This is a genomic window from Pseudomonadales bacterium (assembly GCA_024234215.1).
In the GTDB taxonomy this organism is placed as follows: domain Bacteria; phylum Pseudomonadota; class Gammaproteobacteria; order Pseudomonadales; family UBA5862; genus JACKOQ01.
In genome coordinates this window covers 534,458-549,803 of sequence record JACKOQ010000001.1, presented here as the reverse complement: position 1 = coordinate 549,803, position 15,346 = coordinate 534,458, and the positions used below count along the sequence as shown (strand labels likewise).

At 62.4% G+C, this 15,346-nt stretch carries 20 protein-coding genes and 4 tRNA genes; 4 read left to right on the top strand and 20 right to left on the bottom strand.

Annotated features, from left to right (window positions below):
- Positions 1-10: 10 nt before the first annotated feature.
- The 12 genes from rplL to H7A13_02675 form a co-directional block, all read right to left on the bottom strand.
- On the bottom strand, positions 11-382 hold the full coding sequence (gene rplL / locus H7A13_02730) for a 50S ribosomal protein L7/L12 (protein MCP5332261.1): 372 nt from the start codon (positions 380-382) through the stop codon (positions 11-13).
- A 73-nt stretch (positions 383-455) separates the two neighbouring features.
- A complete protein-coding gene (gene rplJ / locus H7A13_02725; GenBank protein ID MCP5332260.1) occupies positions 456-986 on the bottom strand; it encodes a 50S ribosomal protein L10 in 531 nt (176 codons plus the stop codon).
- Positions 987-1,284: 298 nt separating this feature from the next.
- Positions 1,285-1,980, bottom strand: coding sequence for a 50S ribosomal protein L1 (gene rplA / locus H7A13_02720; GenBank protein MCP5332259.1), 696 nt, complete (start codon positions 1,978-1,980; stop codon positions 1,285-1,287).
- Position 1,981: 1 nt separating this feature from the next.
- Positions 1,982-2,413, bottom strand: coding sequence for a 50S ribosomal protein L11 (gene rplK, locus H7A13_02715; GenBank protein ID MCP5332258.1), 432 nt, complete (start codon positions 2,411-2,413; stop codon positions 1,982-1,984).
- A gap of 78 nt (positions 2,414-2,491) precedes the next feature.
- Positions 2,492-3,025 carry a transcription termination/antitermination protein NusG gene (nusG, locus tag H7A13_02710; protein ID MCP5332257.1) on the bottom strand — a complete coding sequence of 178 codons (534 nt, stop codon included), beginning with the start codon at positions 3,023-3,025 and terminating at the stop codon, positions 2,492-2,494.
- A gap of 8 nt (positions 3,026-3,033) precedes the next feature.
- Complete coding sequence (gene secE / locus H7A13_02705; protein ID MCP5332256.1) at positions 3,034-3,405, bottom strand: preprotein translocase subunit SecE; 372 nt, start codon at positions 3,403-3,405, stop codon at positions 3,034-3,036.
- Between the two features lie 72 nt (positions 3,406-3,477).
- Positions 3,478-3,553, bottom strand: a tRNA-Trp gene (locus H7A13_02700).
- 90 nt (positions 3,554-3,643) lie between these two features.
- Positions 3,644-4,834, bottom strand: coding sequence for an elongation factor Tu (tuf, locus tag H7A13_02695; protein ID MCP5332255.1), 1,191 nt, complete (start codon positions 4,832-4,834; stop codon positions 3,644-3,646).
- Positions 4,835-4,903: 69 nt separating this feature from the next.
- Positions 4,904-4,979, bottom strand: a tRNA-Thr gene (locus H7A13_02690).
- 40 nt (positions 4,980-5,019) lie between these two features.
- Positions 5,020-5,093 (bottom strand) — tRNA-Gly (locus H7A13_02685).
- A 51-nt stretch (positions 5,094-5,144) separates the two neighbouring features.
- Positions 5,145-5,229 (bottom strand) — tRNA-Tyr (locus H7A13_02680).
- A gap of 185 nt (positions 5,230-5,414) precedes the next feature.
- Positions 5,415-6,869 carry a coniferyl aldehyde dehydrogenase gene (locus H7A13_02675; GenBank protein ID MCP5332254.1) on the bottom strand — a complete coding sequence of 485 codons (1,455 nt, stop codon included), beginning with the start codon at positions 6,867-6,869 and terminating at the stop codon, positions 5,415-5,417.
- Positions 6,870-7,029: 160 nt separating this feature from the next.
- On the opposite strand from H7A13_02675, the gene can reads away from it, so the two are divergent.
- Positions 7,030-7,677 (top strand): carbonate dehydratase, encoded by a 648-nt coding sequence (gene can, locus H7A13_02670; protein ID MCP5332253.1) that lies wholly within the window; start codon positions 7,030-7,032, stop codon positions 7,675-7,677.
- 15 nt (positions 7,678-7,692) lie between these two features.
- Here can and H7A13_02665 read toward each other — a convergent pair whose 3' ends face one another.
- Together H7A13_02665 and H7A13_02660 are read right to left on the bottom strand one after the other, a co-directional pair.
- On the bottom strand, positions 7,693-8,121 hold the full coding sequence (locus H7A13_02665) for a hypothetical protein (GenBank protein MCP5332252.1): 429 nt from the start codon (positions 8,119-8,121) through the stop codon (positions 7,693-7,695).
- Positions 8,118-8,633 carry an N-acetylmuramidase gene (locus H7A13_02660; protein MCP5332251.1) on the bottom strand — a complete coding sequence of 172 codons (516 nt, stop codon included), beginning with the start codon at positions 8,631-8,633 and terminating at the stop codon, positions 8,118-8,120. The genes H7A13_02665 and H7A13_02660 overlap by 4 nt, the downstream gene beginning before the upstream one ends.
- 305 nt (positions 8,634-8,938) lie before the next feature.
- Here H7A13_02660 and H7A13_02655 point away from each other — a divergent pair, with 305 nt between their 5' ends.
- The gene (locus H7A13_02655) at positions 8,939-9,175 is read left to right on the top strand and encodes a hypothetical protein (protein ID MCP5332250.1); all 237 of its coding nucleotides are present in this window, start codon (positions 8,939-8,941) and stop codon (positions 9,173-9,175) included.
- A 31-nt stretch (positions 9,176-9,206) separates the two neighbouring features.
- On the opposite strand, the gene H7A13_02650 is transcribed toward H7A13_02655, so the two are convergent.
- The 6 genes from H7A13_02650 to H7A13_02625 all read right to left on the bottom strand — a co-directional run bounded on the left by H7A13_02650 (position 9,207) and on the right by H7A13_02625 (position 14,025).
- A complete protein-coding gene (locus H7A13_02650; GenBank protein MCP5332249.1) occupies positions 9,207-9,620 on the bottom strand; it encodes a type II toxin-antitoxin system VapC family toxin in 414 nt (137 codons plus the stop codon).
- Positions 9,617-9,856 carry a type II toxin-antitoxin system prevent-host-death family antitoxin gene (locus H7A13_02645; GenBank protein MCP5332248.1) on the bottom strand — a complete coding sequence of 80 codons (240 nt, stop codon included), beginning with the start codon at positions 9,854-9,856 and terminating at the stop codon, positions 9,617-9,619. The genes H7A13_02650 and H7A13_02645 overlap by 4 nt, the downstream gene beginning before the upstream one ends.
- A gap of 68 nt (positions 9,857-9,924) precedes the next feature.
- Entirely contained in the window at positions 9,925-11,487 is a 1,563-nt protein-coding gene (gene ahpF, locus H7A13_02640) for an alkyl hydroperoxide reductase subunit F (protein ID MCP5332247.1), read from the bottom strand.
- A 113-nt stretch (positions 11,488-11,600) separates the two neighbouring features.
- Positions 11,601-12,167, bottom strand: a complete 567-nt coding sequence (gene ahpC / locus H7A13_02635; GenBank protein ID MCP5332246.1) for a peroxiredoxin — start codon at positions 12,165-12,167, stop codon at positions 11,601-11,603.
- Positions 12,168-12,369: 202 nt separating this feature from the next.
- Positions 12,370-13,203, bottom strand: a complete 834-nt coding sequence (locus tag H7A13_02630; GenBank protein MCP5332245.1) for an enoyl-CoA hydratase/isomerase family protein — start codon at positions 13,201-13,203, stop codon at positions 12,370-12,372.
- A gap of 144 nt (positions 13,204-13,347) precedes the next feature.
- The gene (locus H7A13_02625) at positions 13,348-14,025 is read right to left on the bottom strand and encodes a dienelactone hydrolase family protein (GenBank protein ID MCP5332244.1); all 678 of its coding nucleotides are present in this window, start codon (positions 14,023-14,025) and stop codon (positions 13,348-13,350) included.
- A gap of 164 nt (positions 14,026-14,189) precedes the next feature.
- On the opposite strand from H7A13_02625, the gene H7A13_02620 reads away from it, so the two are divergent.
- The gene (locus H7A13_02620) at positions 14,190-14,651 is read left to right on the top strand and encodes a glycine zipper 2TM domain-containing protein (GenBank protein MCP5332243.1); all 462 of its coding nucleotides are present in this window, start codon (positions 14,190-14,192) and stop codon (positions 14,649-14,651) included.
- 149 nt (positions 14,652-14,800) lie between these two features.
- Entirely contained in the window at positions 14,801-15,343 is a 543-nt protein-coding gene (gene hslV / locus H7A13_02615; protein MCP5332242.1) for an ATP-dependent protease subunit HslV, read from the top strand.
- Positions 15,344-15,346: the final 3 nt, after the last annotated feature.

Below are 15,346 nucleotides of genomic sequence, written 5' to 3'. Positions count from 1 at the left end.
GACAAGAGGATTACTTGACCTCCACCGTCGCGCCAGCCTCTTCGAGTTGCTTCTTGATGTCCTCGGCTTCGGCTTTGGAAACACCCTCCTTGACCGTCGCCGGCGCGCCGTCCACCAGATCCTTGGCCTCCTTGAGACCCAGATTGGTCAGCGAACGGACCACCTTGATCACGTTGACCTTCTTCTCGCCGGAATCTTTCAGAATCACGTTGAACTCGGTCTGCTCCTCGGCGGCGGCAGCTTCGCCAGCGGCTGCCGGTGCGGCCACGGCCACCGCGGCGGCGGCGGTGACACCAAATTTCTCTTCCATCGCCTTGATCAGATCGACCACTTCCATGACAGTCATGGAAGCAATTGCGTCAAGGATCTCGTCTTTGTTCAGAGCCATTTACGTTTCTCCACTTCTATTCGTTTGCTGTTCGTCTTAAGCCGGGATCACGCTCGAAGGTCGAGCGTCATGCCGCCTCTCTCTTTTGATCGTTGACAGCGGCCAGGGTGCGTACCAGTTTGGAAGGCACTTCGTTGATGGTGCGAGCCAGCTTGGCAATCGGACCCTGCATGACGCTCATGAGGCGAGACAGCGCCTCCTCACGGGTCGGCAGCGTCGCCAGAGCATCGATCTGCTCGGCGCCCATCAATTTTCCGCCCACGGCCAATGCCTTGATGACAAAGCGGTCGTTCTGCTTTGCGAACTCTTTCAGCAGCCGCGCCGCAGCACCTGGGTCCTCCATGGAGAACGCGAGAATGGTCGGACCGACCAGCGCCTGCTGCAGACACTGAAATTCGGTTCCTTCCACTGCTCGACTTGCCAGGGTGTTGCGCACGACCCGCAGATAGACACCCGAATCACGCGCCTTCACGCGCAATCCGGTGATATCGCCCACAGTGACGCCACGGTAATCAGCAATGACCACAGACAGAGCACGTCCGGCCACCTCATTGACTTCAGCGATGATCGCCTTTTTGTCTTCGAGTCTTAATGCCATCGGTTTACTCCAGAATTAACCCTCGGTCGATGATCAACGACCATCGGTCGAGAGCACGCCAGCGAACCCTCCGAGCCTTGAAGATCAAGGGTTCGCCTCTTTACAACAACGCGGGAGAGACTGAGGTCTCAGTCGCACCGCCTACATAGGCAACATTAACCTTTCGACTGCGTGGTTACCCACACATAAAGGACCTATGGTCTCTGACAGCTCCCGGTGATCGCCAAAAAGGCCTCGCCGGCAAGTGCAAAGTCTTTTCGTCAGATTCCGACTCTGACCAATTCGGTTTTTGGAGGGGTCACAGCTCGAGGCTGGACTGATCGATCGTCAGGCTTGGCCCCATGGTGGTGCTGAGACTCACCTTGCGCATGTACACCCCTTTGGAGGTCGACGGCTTGGCTCGTTTCAGATCGGAGAGCAGCGCGAGCAGATTCCCCTTGATCGCGTCAGCCGGAAAACCGATCCGGCCGATCGAGCCATGGATGATCCCGGCCTTGTCGGTCCGGTAGCGCACCTGACCCGACTTCGCGTTTCTGACCGCCTGCGCCACGTCCACCGCCACGGTGCCGACCTTGGGGTTCGGCATCAGGCCACGCGGACCCAGAATCTGACCAAGCTGGCCCACCACACGCATCGCATCGGGCGAGGCGATCACCACACCAAAGTCGAGATCACCGCCCTTGATGCGCTCGGCCAGATCCTCCATGCCGACGACATCGGCACCGGCCGCCAGCGCTTGGTCTGCCTTCTCGCCTGACGCAAAGACAGCAACCCGCACCTCCTTGCCTGTGCCGTTGGGCAGCACGGTGGCGCCCCGCACCACCTGATCGGATTTGCGCGGATCAACTCCAAGGTTGACTGAGACATCGAATGACTCGACGAACTTGACCTTGGAGAGATCGGTCAACAACGCCACCGCCTCTTCGACGCTGTAGAGTTTGCCCGGCTCGATGCGAGCGCGGATCTGCTGCGCCCGTTTGCTCAATTTCGCCATGTCACAGCCCCTCCACTTCGATGCCGGCACTGCGCGCGCTGCCGGCAATGGTGCGCACGGCCGCCTCCAGCGTTGCCGCCGTCAGATCGGGCATTTTCTGCTTGGCGATCTCTTCGACCTGCTGCCGGGTGACCTTGCCCACCTTGTTCTTGTTGGGCACCTTGCTGCCACTCTTGATGCCTGCCGCTTTCTTCAGCAGCACGGTCGCAGGCGGGGTCTTGGTGATGAAGGTGAAGCTTTTGTCGGAGTAGACCGTGATCACCACCGGCAGCGGCAGACCCGGCTCGACACCCTGGGTCTGCGCATTGAACGCCTTGCAGAATTCCATGATGTTGAGACCACGCTGACCCAATGCCGGACCGATCGGCGGGCTTGGATTGGCCTGCCCGGCCTTGACCTGCAGCTTGATGTACGAATCTATCTTCTTTGCCATCTCTATCGACTCCTATGACGGGTGCAAGCGCTCGAAAGCTCCCCATTGATGCCAGCCGCCAAGCGACTGACTCTGCCGTCAGACCTTTTCGACCTGACTGAATTCGAGATCCACCGGCGTTGAGCGGCCAAAAATCAGCACCGCCACCCTGATGCGGTTCTTGTCGTAATTGACCTCTTCGACGACTCCATTGAAATCGTTGAACGGTCCTTCGACGACCCGGATCATTTCGCCCGGCTCGAAAATCTTCTTGGGCTTGGGTTTTTCGACCCCCGCCTCGATGCGATCGAGGATCTCTGCGGCCTCGCGATCACTGATCGGTGCCGGCTTGTCGGCGGTGCCACCGATGAACCCGATGACGCGGGGCGTCTCCTTGACCAGGTGCCAGGTGTCATTGTCGAGCTCCATTCGCACCAGCACATAGCCAGGGAAGAACTTGCGCTCACTCTTGCGTTTCTGTCCGGAACGAATCTCCACCACCTCTTCGGTTGGCACCAGAATTTCGCCGAATTTCTCCTCCATGCCATGCAGGGCAATGCGATCCTGCAGGGCACCCTTCACCTTTTTTTCGTAGCCGGAATAGGCCTGCACCACGTACCAGCGTTTGCTCATCTTGGTTCCTAGCCGATGACGATGGAGACCAGCCAACCCAACAGCGAATCGAGCGCCCACAAGATGAGCGCGGCAATCAGCACGATTGCCACGACCACCAGCGTGGTCTGCTGGGTCTCCTGCCGGGTCGGCCATACGACCTTGCGAATTTCGACCCTGGACTCCTTGGCGAACGCAATGAAACGCTTGCCTTGGTCGGTCTGCAGGGCGATCACCGCGGCGACAGCGCCCACGACGACCAGCACCATCGCACGATAGATGACGGCAAACTGCTCGGCGTAATACTGGTTGCCCACCACGGCGACCAACGCCAGCAGAACCACCACACCCCACTTGAGCTTATCGAGAGCGCCGCTCTCGGAGTTGCTGCTTGCAGCCATCTTTTATCAAAAACTCTCTTGTCAAGCGGGAAATGAATCAGACAGGTGAGCCAGTGAAACTGCCTGCCGATATGGCAGGCCAGGAGGGAATCGAACCCCCAACCTGCGGTTTTGGAGACCGCCGCTCTGCCTATTGAGCTACTGGCCTATTCCGGCAAGCGGAAGCCTCTGCCACTTCGGCATTCGCTCCACCCATCGAAACCTCTTACTCTTCCCGATGCCTGCCCTGTCGAGCCGCTCAGGCAATCACTTTGGAGACGACGCCGGCGCCGACGGTGCGGCCGCCTTCGCGGATCGCAAAACGCAGCCCCTCTTCCATCGCAATCGGCGCAATCAGTGTCACCGTGACTCGGATGTTGTCTCCAGGCATCACCATCTCGGTCCCTTCGGGCAGTTCGACCGATCCAGTGACGTCGGTGGTCCTGAAGTAGAACTGCGGACGGTAGCCGGCAAAGAACGGGGTGTGTCGCCCGCCTTCGTCCTTGCTCAGCACGTAAACCTCAGCCTCGAACTTGGTGTGCGGGGTGATGCTGCCCGGCTTGGCGAGCACCTGACCACGCTGCACGTCGTCACGCTTGGTGCCACGCAGCAGGACGCCGACGTTCTCACCCGCGCGACCTTCGTCGAGCAGCTTGCGGAACATTTCAACACCGGTACAGGTGGTCTTGGTGGTCGCCTGGATGCCGACGATCTCGACCTCGTCTCCCACCTTGATGATTCCCCGCTCGACCCGGCCCGTGACCACGGTGCCGCGACCAGAGATGGAAAAAACATCTTCAATCGGCATCAGGAAGGGCTTGTCGATCGCGCGCTCGGGCTCAGGGATGTATTCGTCCAGCGTCAGCACCAGCTTCTTGACCGCACCGCCGGCCATGTCGGAGGTGTCGCCCTCCAGCGCCTTCAGCGCCGAGCCGATGATGATCGGGGTGTCGTCGCCCGGAAAGTCATACTGGTCGAGCAGTTCGCGCACTTCCATCTCGACCAGCTCGAGCAGCTCGGCATCGTCGACCATGTCGGCCTTGTTGAGAAAGACGACGATGTAGGGCACGCCCACCTGACGCGCCAGCAGAATGTGTTCGCGCGTCTGCGGCATCGGACCATCCGCCGCCGAGCAGACCAGAATGGCGCCATCCATCTGTGCCGCACCGGTGATCATGTTCTTGACATAGTCGGCGTGACCCGGGCAGTCAACGTGGGCGTAGTGCCGCGTCGGCGATTCGTACTCGACGTGCGAGGTCGCAATGGTGATGCCGCGCTCGCGCTCTTCCGGCGCATTGTCGATCTGGTCGAACGCACGCATCTCGCCACCCCACTCCTGGGCACAGACCCGCGTCAACGCCGCCGTCAGCGTCGTCTTGCCGTGGTCAACGTGTCCAATCGTCCCCACGTTGACGTGCGGCTTCTTACGCTCAAACTTCTCTTTCGCCATGGCACCTTTCTCCTCGACCAAGTTCAGACCAAAGGCCACCAGCAGGGGGCGACCATGCATCACAAAAACTGGAGCTCATAACCGGATTTGAACCGGTGACCTCTTCCTTACCAAGGAAGTGCTCTACCGACTGAGCTATATGAGCGACTCAAAAACCGACAACAGCGCTGCACATCATTTGAAACTGGAGCGGGTAGCGGGAATCGAACCCGCGCCATCAGCTTGGAAGGCTGAGGTTCTACCATTGAACCATACCCGCAACACTTCTTTCGCCTTGCACGCGGCCAGCACCTGAACCCGGCAGGCGATCTGGTGGAGGGGGGAGGATTCGAACCTCCGAAGGCTGAGCCGTCAGATTTACAGTCTGATCCCTTTGACCGCTCGGGAACCCCTCCAAAATCGAGCGGCGCATTGTCCTAAAAGATTCGCCAAAGATCAACACAAAAACCATCTCGGCCTTTCGCGATGAATGAGTCCGTCACGTCGATCTGGCGACCAGGCGCATATTCGCCGCTCTGCCAGCGCAATGATCATGCTTTGTGACAGCGTGTGAAACGGTTTCCGCGCTGCCTAACCCAGCTCAGGCCAGACGTCTGGCCACCCAGTTCAGCACCTTCAGCGCACGCTCGTTGTAGGGGGGCTTCAGCAGTGCAGCCGGAGAGAAGCGTCCCTGGTAGAGCACCGCCTTTTTGTGCGAGAACTCCACGAAACCATCGAAACCATGGTAGGCACCCAGCCCGCTCGGGCCGATGCCGCCAAAAGGCAGATTCTGGTGGGCGATGTGCAGCATGGTGTCGTTGACGCAGACGCCGCCCGAGATGGTTCCGTTCACCACCCGCCTGATCCTGTCGTCATCCTCCTCGAACAGATAGAGCGCCAGCGGCCTGGGACGCCGGTTGACGTAGTCGATGGCCTGATCGAGGCTGTCGTAGGTAACGATTGGCAGCAGCGGGCCGAAGATCTCCTCCTGCATCACCCTCATCTGATCGGTCACCTCATACAGCAGGGTCGGTGCGATCACCCGCACGCCGGCCGGAATCTCGGCATGACCCGGGTTGAGTTCGTGGATTCTGGCACCCTTGTCGCGGGCATCCTCGATCAGACCGAGAATCCGCTGATGATGGCGCTCGTTGATGATCCAAGTGATGTCGGGATTGTCGACCACCCGCGGATAGCGCTCGAGAATCGCCGCCGTCGCCACTTCGAGGAACTCCTGCAACCGTGCCTTCGGCAACAGCAGATAGTCGGGTGCGATGCAGGTCTGACCGGCATTGAGCAGCTTGCCCATCAGAATGCTCTGCACCGCCCGCGCCATCGGGAACCGCTCGCCGATCAAGGTCGGGGATTTGCCGCCCATCTCCAGCGTGACCGGGGTCAGATTGCGGGCCGCGGCCTGCATCACCTGACAGCCCACTGCGGTGCCGCCAGTGTAGAGCAGGTGGTCAAAGGGCAGCGTGCTGAACAGCACCGAGACGCCGACATCGCCAGTGACGACCGCGCAGTAGCTTTCCTCGAAGGTTTCCGCCACCAGTTGCCGGATCACCTCGGCGGTGCGCGGCGTCAGGTCGGAGGGTTTGACCAGCATGTGGTTGCCGGCGGCAATGGCGCCGATCATTGGCGAGAAGCAGAGCGCTGCCGGATAGTTCCAGGCACCCATGATGCCGATCACCCCCTTGGGCTGATAGAGAATCCGGCCGACCGAGCCGAGACTCTGTACCGTCGGCCGCACCCGCCGCTGTTTCATCCAGCCCTTCAGCTTGGCCTTGGTGAAGCGAATCTCCCCGAGCGCACTGATCACCTCGCTGATCAGCGTCTCATGGCGGGAACGGTGGCCAAAATCGGCCATCACCGCATCGACCAGCGCCTGCTGATGACGACCGATGCCAGCGGCGAGCGCATCGAGCCGGGCAATGCGCTCGCGATGGTCCGATGGTGGCCGCGCATTGAACGCCTGCCGCTGCCGATCGAGCAGCGCACGCAGCTGCCCGACCTGATCGCCCTGCCCGATGAGGGCTGGATTCACGCTCTGATTCATCTGCATGGCTCCTGTAACAGGCAATTGTTCCAATCAACCCCAAACACCTGACACCGGGAACTCAGCCCTGGCGCGGACCCAAGCGGCCGATTTTGCCCTAGAATGCCGCGCCAGCCTCATCGATGACAACCTCGCCGTTCAACCGATCCAGGAGTTCCCCATGTCCGATCTGACCAACCTGTTCACCAACAACAGCCGCTGGGCAGCCTCGATGACCGCACAGGATCCAGACTTCTTCCATCGTCTCTCCGCCCAGCAGGCGCCGGAATATCTCTGGATCGGCTGCTCCGACAGCCGGGTGCCAGCCAATGAGATCGTCGGGCTGCTGCCGGGCGAGCTCTTCGTGCACCGCAATGTCGCCAATGTGGTGGGCCACACTGACCTCAACTGCCTGTCGGTGATGCAGTACGCCACCGACGTGCTGCAGGTGAAGCACATCATCGTCTGCGGCCACTATGGCTGTGGCGGCGTGCAGTCGGCCGTGCGCCGGAACAAGCTCGGTCTGATCGACAACTGGCTGCGCTATGTGCAGGATGTCCATCAGAAGCACGCCGGCACGGTGAATGCGATCGACTGCGATCAGGAGCGCATTCGCCGGATGTGCGAACTCAACGTCATCGAACAGGTGCTGAATGTCAGCCAGACCACCGTGGTGCAGGATGCCTGGGACCGCGGCCAGCCGCTGACCATCAACGGCTGGATCTACGGCATCGAGGATGGCCTGCTGCGCGACCTCGGCATGGGCGCTTCCAGTCTGCTCGAGGCGATCGAGCGCTACCACCAGACCATCGCCAACCTGCTGAAGTAGGCACGGCCGATCGACTCAGCGACCGACCATCTTCAGGTCGGTCCCCTTCATCTTGTCGAAGCTGCGCATCCCGGCGATGCCGAGCAGTCCGCTGACCATTGCGAACAGCACATCACCATCGAGCACTGGCGGGATGGTGGTGCCGGCCGGCAGCGTGCCGCGTGCGATCAGGATCGGCCAGACCCACGTCAGCAGTGGGTAGAGCAGAAACTGGTAGGCCATGCCGAAGCCGCCGACCCAGCCGATGAACGGTCGCCAGCCGGCCACGAAGACGCTGGCGTGCTGCGCCTCGACCTTGTTGACCTCGACCTGCGACTGGATCAGCCCGGCTTCGATCTTCTTCTCCTCGATCGCCAGTGTCAGCCGCTCCTTGTCGGTGGTGATCAGGTCATCGGCGATCTTGCCGACCCCGCCGATGATTTCGCCGATGCCTAACAGATTCATGTCAGCTCCTTCAGCGTGCGGTTGATCCAGCCGAGTAGGAATTTGCTCTGCGTCCGGTCGCGGTTGCAGATTTCCGCATAGCGCGACACCTTGGCCAGCGCGTACTTGAGCGCGAACAGCTCTGGCTCACAGCCGTTGAGTGCGGTCAGCGTCTTGGGACCGATGCCGCCATCCGGCACCACCCCCACCACGATCTGCGCCAACTTGGCAGCCGTGCCGCTGCCGGCGTTGACGGCAAAGTCGAACAGGGTCTCGGCAATGGTCTGATGGGTGATGGCGTCTCCGCCGATGCGGTTCCAGAATTCGCGGCGGTAGAAGTCACGCACGCTCTGGGTCAGCTCGACCTGAGTCAGGTCATTGGCATCAACGTAGCGCCAGCCCGGCCAGTCGGGGTGGGCATTGCGGGCGATGCCGGCGTAGGTCTGCCCGCCACGGTCGCCCTCGATGTGGGTGAGTTTGAACCCGCCTTCGTTGCGGATCATCTTGTCAAAGGCGGGGTCGAAGGTGGCCATGTCGCAACTCCTTGGCTGTTTCAATCCGTCCCCGGCTTTTCGGCCGGGCCAAACTGGCAGTGCTCTGTTTACCTCATCTCGTTCATGCTGAAAAGCCCCTGCCCCGTGGAGCAGCCCGCACGCGCGCCTGTGCAGACTTGAATCCGGTGAGCAGGCACTGCCTGCTGTCGCGAAGGGACTGAAGCGTGCCACCCTGGCGACCAGACCCGATAATGCCAACCCGTTCTCATCCTCGACCATTTCTGCTCGCGGCAGCCGCATTGGCGTTCTATCTTGCCGAACATGTTCAATAGCGGAGCGAAGCGATGATGATCACGCCAATCGCCAGCGGCCTTGGCATCCTGCAACGGGCCGAGCAGCAGTTGAATCGCCATGCCAACACCCTGGCCCGGCTCAGTGCCGAAGGCAACACATCGGAAGTCAATCAGATGACCGACGCACTGACAGGACTGAAGCTGGTCGAACGTGATGCCAGACTCGGCATCAAGGTGATCGAGGCCGAAAACCAACGGGTCGGCAGTCTGCTCGATATTCTGGCCTGAACGGTCAGGCTGGCTGAGGAATCCTGTGACGTCAGACCGAAAAGACGCCAACCTTGGCGCTCTCGGCCGCCCGTTTCAGTTTGGTGTCGAGTGTCGCCAGCGGCAACCCCTCACGGATCGCCAGTTCGAGATAGACGCCGTCATAAGCTGAAATGCGATATTTGTGTGCCAGTTGATAGATGCGGTTGAAGGTGCGCGGCGAGTTGTCATCCGCCACCTTGATCGGCAGTTCGGTCAACCAGGCCATGAAGCGCTCGGCCTCCGGCGAGCTCTGCCCCCGCTGTCGTTCCCATGACAGCAGGATGTTGGCCACCTCTTCATACCACAGGCGTGGCACCAGCACCTGGTTGCTCTGCAACTGTTCGAGCACTGCATCGGCATAGCCGGTGAGGTCATTCTTGAAGAACCACGGCAGCGTCACCGACGAATCGAGCACGAAATTCATCGCCGTCCCTCCAGACGCAGTTTTTTCAGATCGACCGTCTCGCCACCGCTCGGCGCCAGCGCCCGAATGTCGGCGATCACCTGCGGCACGGCCCGCTGACCGGTCTCGCGACCGATCGGCAGCAACTGCGCCACCGGCTGTCCGCGATGGGTGATGATGTAGCCATCACCGGCCATGACCTCCTGCAGCAGCCTGGAAAAATGGGTTTTCGCCTCGTAGGCACCGATGTTTTTCATGTCGCTCCCTCCATGTGTGCGAACCAGTCTATGGAACTGGTCGGCTCGCCGCAACCGCGGCCACGGAATCAGGCAGGCGCAGAAGTGCGGATCAGGTAATCGAAGGCGGTCAGACTGGCCTTGGCTCCTTCGCCCATCGCGATGACGATCTGTTTGTAAGGCACAGTGGTGCAGTCGCCGGCACCGAACACACCCGCGACGTTGGTCTGTCCGCGGGCATCGACGATGATCTCGCCACTGCGCGACAGCTCGACGACCCCCTTCAGCCAGTCGGTGTTGGGCAGCAGGCCGATCTGCACAAACACTCCTTCCAGCGCGATCTGCCGGCTCTGACCGGTGGCGCGATCGGTGTAGAGCAGTCCGTTGACCCGGCCGGCCTCACCGCTGATCTGCCTGCTCTGCGCACGGGTGATCACGCTGACATTGGGCAGGCTGCGAAGCTTTTCCTGCAACACCGCATCGGCCCGCAGCGTACTGTCGAACTCGATCAGCGTGACCTGGCTGACGATGCCGGCCAGATCGATCGCCGCCTCGACGCCCGAGTTGCCGCCGCCCACCACGGCAACACGCTTGCCCTTGAACAGCGGTCCATCGCAGTGCGGGCAGTAGGCCACCCCCTTGCCGCGGTATTCGCGCTCGCCTGGCACATTCAGCTCGCGCCAGCGCGCTCCTGTGGCGATGATCAGGCTTTTCGCCCTCAGTTCGGCCCCACTGTACAGTTTCAGGCTGTGGTAGCCGCCGGGCGCGCCCGGAATCAGCGCATCGGCACGCTGGAGGTTGATGATGTCGACCTGGTGCTGCCGAAGATGCGCCTCCAGCGTGCGCGCCAGCGTCGGCCCCTCGGTATGCGCCACTGCAATCAGATTCTCGATCGCCAGGGTATCGAGCAGTTGCCCACCGAACCGCTCGGCGACCACACCAGTGCGAACGCCCTTGCGCGCCGCATAGATGGCGGCCGCCGCGGCAGCCGGCCCACCACCCACCACCAGAAGTTCATAGGGCGGCTGCCCGGAGAGTCGCTCGGCCTCGCGCACGGCGCTCCCTTCATCCAGCCGGGCAATCAGCTCATCGAGGGTCATGCGTCCGCTGCCGAAGGGCTCGCCATCGAGGTAGAGCGTCGGCACCGCCAGCACCTGGCGCGCATCGACCTCATCCTGAAACAGCGCGCCATCGATCATCACATGCTCGATGTCCGGATTCAGCGCCGCCAGCACATTGAGCGCCTGCACCACATCAGGACAGTTGTGGCACGACAGCGACACATAGCTCTCGAAGCGGTGTCGACCTCTGAGGGCCGCGATCCTTGCCGCCTGCTCGTCGGAAATCTTTGGCGGATAGCCGCTGGCCTGCAACAGCGCCAGCACCAGCGATGTGAACTCGTGGCCCAGCGGCAGCCCGGCAAAACGGATGCGCGCCGGCTGATCGAGTCGCCCAACACTGAACGAGGGTCGACGGGCATCACTGCCATCCTCGCGCAGCCGAACCTGGTCGGAAAGCTCGCTGATCTCGGTGAGGAGCTGGTGCAGCTCCTGTGATTTGGTGCTCTGGTCGAGCGAGGCCACCAGTTCGATCGGAGCGACCAGTCGCTCCAGAAAGCCTTTCAATTGTGCCTTGAGGCTGTTGTCGAGCATCAGAATCTCCCGCCATGAATTTGCATGGCAACAAAAAGGCGCCGGCAGCCGCACGGCGGCCGACGCCTCGGTTCAGATTCGGCTGCCCCGCCCGCTGGGAGGGACAGGCATCATCAGATCTTGCCCACCAGATCGAGCGAGGGCGCCAGTGTGGCTTCACCCTCCTTCCACTTCGCCGGGCAGACCTCGCCGGGGTGGTTCGCCACATACTGCGCCGCCTTCACCTTGCGCAGCAGCTCCCCGGCATCCCGACCGATGCCACCGGCATTGATTTCGATGATCTGGATGCGGCCCTGCGGATCGATCACGAAGGTACCCCGCTCGGCCAGACCGGCCTCCTCGATCATCACCCCGAAATTGCGGGTCAGGGTGCCAGTGGGATCGCCGATCATCGGGTACCTGATCTTGCCGATGGTCTCGGAGGTGTCATGCCACGCCTTGTGGGTAAAGTGGGTGTCGGTCGACACCGAATAGATCTCCACATTCAGCTTCTGGAACTCGGCGTAATTGTCGGCCAGGTCGCCCAGCTCGGTCGGGCAGACGAAGGTGAAATCGGCCGGATAGAAAAACAGCACCGACCACTTGCCCTTCAGATCGGCATCGCTGACCTCGGAAAATTTGCCGTCATGGAACATCATTGCCTTGAACGGCTTGATTTCGCTGTTGATGAGACTCTGCATACTTCAGTACTCCGATGAGAAAGCGGGACAAAACGTCACGAAAGATGACGGTGGCCACTCTATCGACGCCGGTCGGCGCCGGCCAATTCAATTTTTAAATGGGCGCGATAGCCAATTTCAATCGGACAGCCGCACGGCCGGCCGCGCGGCCCGCTGGCAGTGATGGGGTGATGACAGGAAGAGGATGGATGGGCGCGCCGGTTCAGCGCGCCTCGAACCGGGGCGTGCGCCGGGCAAAGCTGGCGCTCATGCCCTCACGGGCGTCGGCGGTCTGGATCAGCCAGGCCTGCTCCTGCTGCTCGCGCTGGGTGGCCGCCCGCACCCGCTCGGCCAGTCCCATCCGCAGCGTCTGTCGCAGCGACACCACCGCCAGCGGCGCGGCGGCGGCAATCTCGCGGGCCATCGCCCGGGCCGTGTCGCGCACCTGATCCTGCTCCACCAGCCGGTCGGCCAGGCCGATGGCAACGGCCTCGTCGCCCTTGATGCGACCGCCGGTGTAGAACAGCCACTGCGCCCGCTGCGGACCGATCAGCGCCGGCAGCGTGTGGGTCAGACCAAAACCGGGGTGGATGCCCAACTGGGTGAAGTTGGCGCTGAAGCGCGCCTGCGGGCAGGTGACGCGAAAATCGGCCACCAGTGCCAGCCCCAGACCACCGCCGATCGCGGCGCCATGGATGGCCGCGACGATCGGCTTGCGGTTGCCGAACAGCCGCACCGCCTGCTCATAGAGTCGCGCCGAGCTGAAGCTGAAGCCAGCACCGGCTGTCACCGCGCCCTGCTGCGGCACGCCACCCAGCGCGTTGTCGGTGTCGCGGCCATCACCGAAGTTGGCGCCGGCGCAGAAGGCCTGACCGGCCGCCGCCAGCACGATGGCGCGGCAGTCGGGGTCGGCATCGAGCCGGTCGAAGGCATTGCCCAGCGCCTGCACCATGCCCAGTTCGAAGAAGTTGAACGGGGGATTGCACAGCTCGACCAGGGCAACGAAGTCGTCACCCTGCTCGACGCGGATGAGCGTGGCGGCCTGCTGCTCGGACATGGTCGTTCTCCGGTTGCGAACTCGACGGCCATTGCAGTGTGGCATGAGGCTGTGCGCCACGACAAACATGGCATCACTCTGTCGATGCAGCTCCGCATCGCCATCTTGAGTTTGTGGGCAATGGGTTCTCCAAGGACTGCGTGATCATGTTCCCTGTACCAGCGCCTCGGCAAAGAGTTGCAGCGTGCGCTGTTCAGCCAGTTCTGCCGAAGGGGCGTGGTAGCTGGCGCGGTGGTCGCAGCCGAATCCATGGTCGGCCGGATAGCGGTACACCGGCAGTTCGGGGTGGGCGGCGGCGATCTCGTCGACCTTGGTCAGCGGAATCATCGCGTCCAGTTCGCCAAAGTGGAGCTGCACCGGACAGTGTGGCTGCAACTGGCGATATTGGTGAATCAGGCCGCCGTAGTAGCAGGAGGCCGCCGCCACGCCGTCGATCTTGCAGGCGGCCAGCCAGGCCATGGCGCCGCCATAGCAGTAGCCGACCACGCCGACCCGGCCGGTCGAACGCAGTGCCGCCACCGCAGTGGCCAGATCGTCCAGCGTCTTCTGTTGCGGAATCTGCGCCACGATGGCGCGGCCGGCTTCGATGCCGGCGGCGTCGTAGTTCAGCTCGACGCCCCGCTGCACCCGGTCATAGAGCGCCGGTGCCGCGGCCCGGTACCCCGCCGTCGCATAGCGGTGGCACAGCTCACGGATGTGGGCATTGACGCCGAATATCTCCTGGATCACCAGCACGCTGCCTTTGGCCGCGCCGCTCGGCAGCACCTGATAAAGGGCAAAGCGGTGGCCATCACTGGCGGTCAGCTCGATGGTCTCATGCATGGGCGGGGCTCCTGTGTGGTTGCCGGAAGGTGCGGGAGCAGAAAATCCACACGCTGTCCCGCAGCGCTTTTGACCCGGAATCAAAACAAATCGGCCACCCACGGGTCAAACCGGGCGGGATCGACGATCCCGACGATCAATCAACCCGGAACAAGAGAGCAGCAATGCACAAAGGCAAGATGACGATGATCATGGCCCTGACCACCACCCTTGGCCTCGGCGGTTGCGCCAGCCAGCAGGGGCAGCAGCAACAGGCGGGCACGGTGATCGGTGGCGTGCTGGGAGGGGTGCTGGGTTCGCAGGTGGGCGGCGGCGATGGACGTACCGCGGCCATCATTGCCGGCTCGCTGGCCGGTGCCATGATCGGCGGTGCGGTCGGCAAGTCGATGGATGACACCGACCGGCTGCGCACCACCCAGGCGCTGGAGAACAGCCGCACCGGCAGTGCATCGAGCTGGCGCAACCCTGACAGCGGCAACAGCTACCGCGTCACCCCGACCCGCACCTACGAGTCGAGCGGCGGACCCTGCCGCGACTACGTGATGGAGGCCCAGATCAATGGGCGGCCGGAACAGGTGCATGGCACCGCCTGTCGCGATGCCAATGGCACCTGGGTCAACCAGTAGGCCGCGCACGACCGGATCGGTCGGCATCTCGCGCCAATCGATCCGGCCTCTCCCCGCCCCGGCACTGAATTGCCGGAGCCCGACTTGAAAAGCCGGCGGATGCCCTCATCACGCCACTTCTGACTTTTGGCACGCATGAGGAGCCACGCTTGGAACAGTTTCATGGCACGACGATCATCTCGGTCCGGCGCGCCGGCCGGGTGGTGATCGGCGGTGACGGGCAGGTCACCCTGGGCAACACGGTGCTCAAGGGCAACGCGCGCAAGGTGCGCCGGCTCTATCAGGATCGGGTACTGGCCGGTTTTGCCGGCGGAACCGCCGATGCCTTCACGCTGTTCGAGCGGTTCGAGGCCAAGCTGGAGAAGTACCAGGGCCACCTGCAGCGCGCCGCCGTCGAGCTGGCCAAGGATTGGCGCAGTGACCGCGCCCTGCGCCGGCTCGAGGCGCTGCTGGCGGTGGCCGACCACACCCACTCGCTGATCATCACCGGCAACGGCGATGTGGTGGAGCCCGAGAACGCGCTGATCGCCATCGGCTCGGGCGGCCCCTACGCACAGTCGGCGGCGCGGGCGTTGCTCGAACACAGCGAGCTGTCGGCGCGCGACATCGCCGAGAAGGCGCTGCACATTGCCGCCGACATCTGCATCTACACCAACCATCAGCTCACGATCGAAGAGCTGGAGAGCCGCTGAGCC